This window comes from Teichococcus aestuarii, assembly GCF_042651065.1.
In the GTDB taxonomy this organism is placed as follows: domain Bacteria; phylum Pseudomonadota; class Alphaproteobacteria; order Acetobacterales; family Acetobacteraceae; genus Pseudoroseomonas; species Pseudoroseomonas aestuarii.
Genome location: NZ_JBHSCH010000116.1, coordinates 1 through 6,774 on the forward strand (window position 1 = coordinate 1; position 6,774 = coordinate 6,774).

Here is a 6,774-nt window from a genome sequence, read left to right on the forward strand (position 1 = left end):
CGCCGCCGCCGCGCCGCCGCCCGAGGCCGCCACGCCCGATGGCGCCGCCGCCGCCGACGCGCCCGTGGCCGAGGCGCTGCGGCTCGATGCCCTGAAGCTCGAGATCGGCTACGGCCTGCTGTCCCTCGCCTCGGGCGACGCGCCGCGGCTGACAGAGCAGATCCGGGCGCTCCGCCGCAGCATCGCGCAGGAGATGGGCTTCGTGCTGCCGAGCGTGCGGGTGCAGGACAACATGCAGCTCGGCGCCAACACCTACGTGATGCGCGTGAAGGATGTGGAGGCGGCGCGCGGCGAGCTGCGCCCGCCCCTGGTGCTGGCGATCGACCCGGGCGAGGCGCTGCGCGACCTGCCGGGCGAGCGCTGCGCGGAGCCGGCCTTCGGCCTGCCGGCGCTGTGGATCGAGGAGAGCCGGCGAGACCTCGCCCTGGCGCGCGGCGCCACGGTGGTGGACGCCGCCGGCGTGCTGGCCACCCACCTGACCGAGGTGGTGCGCGAGAACATGGCCGAGCTGCTCTCCCATTCCGAGACCCGCCGCCTGCTGGACGGCCTGCCCGAGGAGCAGCGCCGGCTGGTGGGCGACCTGATCCCGGCCCAGGCCAGCATCGGCACCGTGCAGCGCGTGCTGCAATCCCTGCTCGCCGAGCGCGTCTCGATCCGCGACCTGCCGACCATCCTGGAGGGCATCCAGGAGGCCACCTCGGGCGGCGGGCGGAGCATCCCCGGCATCACCGCCATCGTCCGCGCCCGGCTGGCGCGGCAGATCACCGACGCGCTGCGCGGCCCGCGCGGCGACGTGCCGCTGCTCACCCTCGGCGCCTCCTGGGAGGCCGCCTTCGCCGAGGCGCTGATCGGCCCCGCCGAGGACCGCCAGCTCGCCATGCCGCCCGCGCAGCTCTCCGACTTCATCCAGCGGCTGCGCCAGGCGCTGGACCAGGCGGCGGCGGGCGGCGAGATGCCGGCGCTGGTCTGTTCCGGCGCGCTGCGGCCGCATCTGCGCGCGGTGGTGGAGCGCTTCCGCCCCGCCACGCCGGTGCTGGCCCAGGCCGAGATCCACCCCCGCGCGCGCATCCGCGTGCTCGGCAGCGTCTGAGGCGCGGCGGCATGCGCATCCGCGTCGTCCGCGCCCGCAGCATGGCCGATGCCATGCGCCTGCTCGCCGCCGAGCTGGGGCCGGAGGCGGTGCTGCTCGCTTCCCGCCGCGTCGGCGAGGGCTATGAGGTCACCGGCGGGGTGGAGCCGGAGCCGCCCGACAGGCCGCCCGAGGAACCGCTGCCCAAGGAATTCCTGGAGGAGCCGCTGATGCCCGCCTTTTCCCCCGCGCAGGCGCCGCTCCCGGAAAGCTTCGCCCTGCCGCTGCCCGCCCTTTCCACGGCCGGCCCCCCCCTGCGGGGCGGGGCGGCGGAGGAGGCCGCGGCCGCGCTGGCCTTCCATGGCGTGCCCGGGGCGCTGCGCGACCGGCTGCTGTCCGGCCCGCTGGAGGCCATGCTGGCCGCCACGCTGCGCTTCGGCCGGCTGCCGCCGCCGGAGGAGCGCCCGCTGCTGCTGGCCGGCCCCCCCGGCGCCGGCAAGACGCTGACCACGGTGAAGCTGGCGGCGCGCCAGGTGCTCTCCGGCGCCACGCCGCCGTTGATCGTCGACACCGACCAGCAGCGCCTCGCCGCGGCGGCGCACCTCGTCGGCGCCGCCGGCCTGCTGCGCGCTCTCCGCAGCCTCGCCGCCAGCCCGGCCGCCGCGCAGCAGGCCGTGGCGCTGCGTCCGCCCGGCGGCGTGCTGATCGACACCCCCGGCACGGACCCGTTCGACCCCGAGCAGGCGCGCGCCCTGCTGGCGCTGATCCAGGCCACCCGCGCCCATGTCGCGCTGGTGCTGCCCGCCGGGCTGGACAGCGCCGAGGCGGCCGACCTGGCCCGTGCCTTCCGCGCCCTCGGCGCCACCCACATGATCCCGACGCGGCTGGACGCCACGCGGCGGATGGGGGGGCTGCTCTCCGCCGCCGCCGCCGCCAGCCTGGTCATCGCCGAGGCCGGCGCCGGCAACCGCCTGGCCGACGGCCTGCTGCCGCTCTCGCCCGCCTGGATGGCGGAGCGCCTGCGCCGCCGCACCCATGCCGGCCCACCCGGCTCTACGGCCGCCCATCAGCCCGCCGCGACGGCGGCGCGCAACGCCCTGTTCCGTGCCCCTGCCACGCTTCCGGCCGGAGACTTCGCATGATGATCGAACCCCGCGCGGCCTTCTCCCCGGAGCCGCCGCTGCCCGAACCGCTGCTGCCCGAGCCGCTGTTGCCGGAGCCCTTGCTGCCGCCGGGCCGCATCGTCGCCGTCGCCTCCGGCAAGGGCGGCGTGGGCAAGACCTGGCTTTCCATCACCCTGGCCCAGGCGCTGGCCCGGCGCGGCCTGCAGGTGCTGCTGGTGGACGCCGATCTCGGCCTCGCCAATGTCGATGTGCAGCTTGGCCTGCAGCCGGAGCGGGACCTGCACGGGCTGCTGACCGGCCGGCTCAGCCTGCGCCAGGCGGTGCTGCGCCACCCGGCGGGCGGCTTCGACGTGCTGGCCGGCCGCTCCGGCAGCGGCGCGCTGGCGGCGATGGAGGCTGCGACGGTGGAGCGTGTCGCCGCCCTGCTGCGCGACGGCGCCACCTTCTGGGACGTGGTGCTGCTCGACCTCGGCGCGGGGCTTGCGCCGCCGACGCGCCGCCTCGCCGCCAGCGCGGACCTGCTGCTGGTGGTGGCCACCGACGAGCCAACCAGCCTGACCGACGCCTATGCCGTGCTGAAGCTGCACGGCCAGGACCGGCCCGGCGCCGAGGCGCGCATCGTGGTGAACCAGGCGATGGACGCGGCGCGCGGCCGTCGCACCGCCGCCACCCTGCAGCGCGCCTGCGTCACCTTCCTGCGCCGGCAGGTGCCGCTGGCCGGCGTGGTGCGGCGCGACGAGAAGGTGCGCGATGCCATCCGCCGGCAGACCCCGCTGCTGACACGCCACCCCGGCAGCGCCGCGGCGGCCGATGTGGAGGCGCTGGCCGGCGGGCTCGGCCTGCGTGCCGCCTTCGCCGCGGTGCGGTGAAGGGTTTACAAAATCTCTCCCCGCAAGGGGGCTTGCCGGATCGGCCGGACGACCATCCGGCCGGCAGGGAAACAGGCTGTTAAGACCTGAGGAGAAGATAGGCAGTCTTCTTGCTCCAGGACCCTGCCCCGATGCGCCTTCTGAAGAATTTGTCTGTGGGGATGAAGCTGGGCCTCTCGGTCACGCTCACCCTGATCCTGCTGACGGTGCTGGTGGTGCGCACCAATCTCGGCCTGTCGGAGATCGACGAGCGGGTGAGCGACCTGCACACGGCCTCCACGGCGGACACCACCCTGCGCAGCGCCCTCGCCGAGGCGGCGCGCGCGGCGCTCGCCAACAGCACGGCGGAGAACGCGCAGTCGGCCGCCGCGCTCGACACCGCCTGGGCCAGCAACCAGGCTGCCCTCGAGGGGCTGCGCGGCCGGGTGCAGGAGAGCCTGGCGATGCTCTCCGGCGAAGACCGCGCCCAGGCCGAGGCCGTGCTGCCGCGTATCGATGCCTATGCCAAGGCCCTGGAGGCGGTGATCCAGCAGCGCCGCATGCTGCTGCAGCGGCGCGACGAGGTGCTGTTCCCCGCGATGGGCGAGTACGACCAGCGCTTCGAGGCGGTGCAGGCCAGCCTGCAGTTCGACCTGACCGAACCGGGCCGGGTGGACGAGATGCGCCAGCGGCTGATGTCCTACCACGCCGCCGTGGGCGAGATGCGTGCCAGCATCCAGCGCTTCCTGAGCACGGAGGATGAGGACCAGTCCCGCCGGCTGCGCCGCGCCATCGCGCAGCAGCGCGTGCACCTGCGCGGCTTCCAGTCCGGGCCGTTCAACGATTCCCTGCGCCAGAGCGTCGAGGTGCTGGGCCGCGCCAGCACCACCCTGGCCAGCGCGTCGGATGAATCCGTGAACGCGCTCGACGCCATCCGCACGCTGCGCGAGCAGCAGGTGCGGCCGGCGATGGCGCAGCTGGAGGAGGCGCTGGACGGCGTCAAGGACCGGCTGGCGCTGCGCGCGCAATCCTCCATCGCCGCCGCCGAGGCGGCGATGGAGACGGTGCGGCAGAACACGCTGATCGCCGGCGTGCTGGTCGGGCTGGTGGCGGTGCTGGCCGGCTGGGGCACCACCCGCGCCATCTCCGCCCCGCTCCGCCGCCTCTCCGGCATCCTCGCCCGCATCGCCGGCGGCGACGCCAAGGTGGAGGTGACCGACCGCGACCGCCGTGACGAGATCGGCGCCATCGCCGGCGCCGTCGAGGCGCTGCGCGGCACGGTGGCCGAGGCCTTCGCGCAGCGCCAGATGCTGGAGCAGATGCCGACGGGCGTGGTGATGGCGGACCCGGAGGACGGCTTCCGCATCACCTACCTCAACGCCCGCATGCGCGAGATCCTGACCGAGCGCATCCCGCAGATCCTGCCCTGCCCGGTGGAGGAGGTGGTGGGCCGCAGCATCGACATCTTCCACCGCCAGCCCGGCGCCATCCAGGAGATCCTGGCCGATGGCTCGCGCCTGCCCTACCGCACCCGCATCCGCGTGGGCGCGGAGGTGATGGACCTCAACGTCTCCGCCATCCGCGACAATGCCGGCGGCTATGTCGGCCCGATGATGGTCTGGACAGTGGTCACGGAGCAGGCGCGCCTCGCCAACACCTTCGAGGGCGAGGTGGGCGGCGTGGTCGAGACCGTGGTGGCCCGCAGCGGCGACATGGAGACGGCCGCCCGCCATCTCTCCGCCAGCGCCGAGCAGTCCGACCAGCAGGCCGGGCTGGTGGCCGACGCCGCCGGCCGCGCCAATGCCGATGTGCAGGCGGTGGCCGCCGCCTCCGAGGAGATGGCGGCCTCCATCGTCGAGATCACCCGCCGCGTCTCCGAGGCCGCCTCGGTGACGCGCCAGGCGGTGGCCGAGGCGCGCGCGACCGACGAGACCATGCGCAGCCTGGCCGAGAGCGCGGCCCGCATCGGCGATGTGGTGAAGCTGATCGGCAACATCGCCGGGCAGACCAACCTGCTGGCCCTGAACGCCACGATCGAGGCGGCCCGCGCCGGCGAGGCGGGCAAGGGCTTCGCCGTGGTGGCCTCCGAAGTGAAGAACCTGGCCGGGCAGACCGCCCGCGCGACGGAGGAGATCGGCAGCCAGATCGCCGAGATCCAGGCGGTGACGACGCGCGCGGTGGAGGCCATCCGCGGCATCGGCAACACGGTGGAGCGGACCAACGAGATCTCCACCGCCATCGCCGCCGCCGTCGAGGAGCAGGGGGCGGCGACGCAGGAGATCGCCCGCAGCGCCGCGCAGGTGGCCGAGGCCACCGGCACGGTGACGCAGCGCATCGCCAGCGTGCGGCAGGTGGCGCAGGAGACGCGCCAGGCGGCGACGGGGATGCTGGGCGCCACGGAGGAGCTGGCCAGCCAGGCCGGGCAGCTCCGCACCCGCTCCAGCGAGTTCCTGGTGGCGATCCGCGCCTGAGGCGCGGGACCCTGGAAAGGCCGGCGGGCACGGTGCCCGCCGGTGCGGAAGCCTCTTGTCTCCGCCGCCTCGGTCGTGACAATTCCGCAAGGCCCGGAGGATGCGGGCCATGAGGAAACGCCCGATGTTCACCCGCCGCGATCTCGGCAGGGCCGCCCTGGCCCTGCCCGCCCTCTCCCTCGCCACCCCGCGCACAGGCGCCGCCCAAGGCGCCGCCCCGGGCGCCGCCGGCTTCCCCGCCCACACGGTGACGATGGTGGTGCCCTGGGCCGCCGGCGGCTCCACCGACACGGTGGCCCGCATCCTGGCGGCACGCCTCTCGCAGGACACCGGCAAGAGCTTCGTCATCGACAACCGCGCGGGGGCGAACGGCACGATCGGCTTCGCCTCCGTCGCGCGGGCGCGGCCGGACGGCCACACGCTGCTGGTCGGCACCGTCAGCACCTATGCCATGGCGCCGCACCTCTACAACCTGCCCTATGACAACGCGCAGGCCTTCACCGGTGTCGGCCTCATCGCCGCGCAGCCGATGATCCTGGTGGTGCCGAAGGCCTCGCCCGCCCGCAGCCTGGCCGAGTTCGTCGCCCTGGCGAAGCAGCCCGGCCACACCATGACCTTCGCCAATTCCGGCACCGGCAGCTCCACCCACCTGGCGACCGAGCTGTTCCTGCAGGCCGCCGGGCTGCGGCTCGGCGATGTCGGCTACCGCTCCGGCGCGCAGGCGGTGCAGGGCACGATGCAGGGGGAGGTCTCCATGGTCATCCAGGCCGCCTCGGGCCTGCTGCCGCTGATCCAGGCGGGGGAGCTGCGGCCGCTCGCCATCTCCTCGCGCGAGCGCAGCGCCGTGGCGCCGGAGATCCCGACCTTCCGTGAGCAGGGCTTCCCCGAATACGAGGCGGAGGAGCACATCGCCCTGCTGGCGCCGGCCGGCACCCCGGCCGAGATCGTCACCCGCATGCATGCGCTGACCCGCGACGCGATGACGGCGCCCGAGACGCGCGAGCGGCTCGCCGCCCTGGCGGTGACGCCCGAGACCCAGACACCCGCCGAATGGCCGGCCTACCACACGGCGGAGAACGCCAAGTGGCGCGCGGTGATCCGGAGCCGCAACATCACCGTGCAATGAGGCCGTGGCCGCCGCGCCCGATGGCGCGGCGGCCGGCCGCTCAGGCCTCGTCCTCGACGGTGTTGACGAGGGTGCCGATGCCCTCGATCTCGATCTCCATCGTGTCGCCGCCCTTCATGAAGACCGGCGGCTTGCG

6 protein-coding genes are annotated in these 6,774 nt (G+C 74.8%); 5 read left to right on the forward strand and 1 reads right to left on the reverse strand.

The window, feature by feature from the left end; all coding sequences use genetic code 11:
* From ACFOY6_RS23360 to ACFOY6_RS23380, 5 genes are all read left to right on the forward strand, one after another.
* Window positions 1-1,090: FHIPEP family type III secretion protein (locus ACFOY6_RS23360; RefSeq protein WP_379652391.1), on the forward strand; the 1,090-nt coding region annotated here is incomplete at its 5' end.
* A gap of 11 nt (window positions 1,091-1,101) precedes the next feature.
* Window positions 1,102-2,211: a flagellar biosynthesis protein FlhF gene (locus ACFOY6_RS23365; RefSeq protein ID WP_379652392.1), complete on the forward strand. Its 1,110-nt coding sequence runs from the start codon at window positions 1,102-1,104 to the stop codon at window positions 2,209-2,211.
* Window positions 2,208-3,062, forward strand: coding sequence for a nucleotide-binding protein (locus tag ACFOY6_RS23370; RefSeq protein ID WP_379652393.1), 855 nt, complete (start codon window positions 2,208-2,210; stop codon window positions 3,060-3,062). Before ACFOY6_RS23365 ends, ACFOY6_RS23370 begins: the two co-directional genes overlap by 4 nt.
* Window positions 3,063-3,193: 131 nt before the next feature.
* Window positions 3,194-5,512, forward strand: coding sequence for a methyl-accepting chemotaxis protein (locus ACFOY6_RS23375; RefSeq protein ID WP_379652394.1), 2,319 nt, complete (start codon window positions 3,194-3,196; stop codon window positions 5,510-5,512).
* Between the two features lie 124 nt (window positions 5,513-5,636).
* On the forward strand, window positions 5,637-6,638 hold the full coding sequence (locus ACFOY6_RS23380) for a Bug family tripartite tricarboxylate transporter substrate binding protein (RefSeq protein ID WP_379652395.1): 1,002 nt from the start codon (window positions 5,637-5,639) through the stop codon (window positions 6,636-6,638).
* Window positions 6,639-6,678: 40 nt separating this feature from the next.
* Here the strand turns inward: ACFOY6_RS23380 and ACFOY6_RS23385 are convergent.
* The coding region (locus tag ACFOY6_RS23385; protein WP_379652346.1) for a fumarylacetoacetate hydrolase family protein at window positions 6,679-6,774 on the reverse strand (96 nt) is incomplete at its 5' end.

Bases quoted from the DNA above. Each gene is read 5' to 3' on its own strand.
- ACFOY6_RS23375 (WP_379652394.1), top strand. From the start codon at position 3,194: ATGCGCCTTCTGAAGAATTTGTCTGTGGGGATGAAGCTGGGCCTCTCG.
- ACFOY6_RS23365 (WP_379652392.1), top strand. From the start codon at position 1,102: ATGCGCATCCGCGTCGTCCGCGCCCGCAGCATGGCCGATGCCATGCGC.
- ACFOY6_RS23370 (WP_379652393.1), top strand. From the start codon at position 2,208: ATGATGATCGAACCCCGCGCGGCCTTCTCCCCGGAGCCGCCGCTGCCC.
- ACFOY6_RS23380 (WP_379652395.1), top strand. From the start codon at position 5,637: ATGTTCACCCGCCGCGATCTCGGCAGGGCCGCCCTGGCCCTGCCCGCC.